We start from the raw sequence: 1,098 nt of genomic DNA on the forward strand, positions 1-1,098 counted from the left end.
CTTGTAAAATTCATTCTCATTCCTCCGTATCTTCCTCCCACGGCGGGGTATCTTCGTCCTCGGGTTCCTCTGCGATCTCCTCCAGCTCCCCGTCCTCATATTCGCAGTAATCATCTTCCAAATCCGGGGCTTCATGCTTCGGCTTGTAAATCTTGAAATAGTAACCAATCCCACCGCCGGCCAGCACCACCGCACCGATCAGGAGCAGAGAGAGAAGGGGGCTGTCCTTTTTCTCCGGCTCGGATTCCGGTACTTCCTCCACCGGTTCGGTGGGCTTTGGCTCTGGCTCCGGGGTCACTTCTTTGGGCGGTTCCTTACCCTGTTCGGCAAGAGGCAGAAGGTCGTCTGTGGTAACGGTATTGAGGAAATAGACGTTCTCGCTGGTTTTCTGTTTGTCGATCACCAGATAAAACACGCTCTCGTCTGCTGTGGTAATGGTGTAAAACTCTTTACCGTCCTCGTCGGTGGCGTTGTCCACCACCGGGGCGGGAGCTGTCTCCGGCTGTGGCTCGCTGCTCTGGGCGTAGGCCGGGACCGTAAAGATCAGGCAACACAAAAGGCTGGCAGCCATCGCAGCCAGCCTGCGGTATTTAGTTTTCTTCATGGGCTGTGTCCTCCTTTTCGGGTGCCTCCGGCTTCGGGTCAGTATGGCCCGAAGCGGTAAGGCTGTTTTTGGGGTCATTCAGAAATGCCATCAGCTGGGCGGGCGTCAGTTTAAGGGAGCGCACTGCCTGCACGATCTGGCTGTTTTCTTCCTCCTGTTTCTGCTTTTCCAGCTCCCGGATTTTGGCCTGCCACTCGGCAGCCTTCTCCCGGGCTTTTTCCAGTTCCTTATCGAGCTTGTCGATCTTGTTCATGCAAGGACTCCTTTCCTCTGGCTCACAAACGCCCGAAGGCATAGAGCATCATCCCGTCGCCCACATAAATCCCGACATGGGACACAGGGCCGGGGCTGTCATAGGTTCCCGTGAAAAAGATAATATCGCCGGGCTTTGCCTCGGAGGGAGAAATGATGGCACACTGGTTATAAATGCCCTGCGCCGTGGTACGGGGCAGGTTGTGGACGCCGCTGGCCGTGTACACCCAGCAGACAAAGCC

Annotated in this window: 3 protein-coding genes; all 3 read right to left on the reverse strand. The window is 56.1% G+C overall.

Features of this window, described 5'->3' with window-relative positions:
- Positions 1-16 precede the first annotated feature (16 nt).
- Positions 17-604 (reverse strand): CD1107 family mobile element protein, encoded by a 588-nt coding sequence (locus GPK90_RS17865; RefSeq protein ID WP_215703589.1) that lies wholly within the window; start codon positions 602-604, stop codon positions 17-19.
- Positions 591-857, reverse strand: coding sequence for a DUF4315 family protein (locus GPK90_RS17870; protein ID WP_005927622.1), 267 nt, complete (start codon positions 855-857; stop codon positions 591-593). Before GPK90_RS17870 ends, GPK90_RS17865 begins: the two co-directional genes overlap by 14 nt.
- Positions 858-879: 22 nt before the next feature.
- The coding region (locus GPK90_RS19250) for a C40 family peptidase (RefSeq protein ID WP_252197585.1) at positions 880-1,098 on the reverse strand (219 nt) is incomplete at its 5' end.

The organism is Clostridium sp. MCC344 (genome assembly GCF_018785365.1).
Taxonomy (GTDB): Bacteria; Bacillota; Clostridia; order Lachnospirales; family Lachnospiraceae; genus Pilosibacter.

Excerpts from the sequence above, each read along its gene's own strand:
- GPK90_RS17865 (WP_215703589.1), bottom strand. The coding sequence starts at position 604 with ATGAAGAAAACTAAATACCGCAGGCTGGCTGCGATGGCTGCCAGCCTT.
- GPK90_RS17870 (WP_005927622.1), bottom strand. The coding sequence starts at position 857 with ATGAACAAGATCGACAAGCTCGATAAGGAACTGGAAAAAGCCCGGGAG.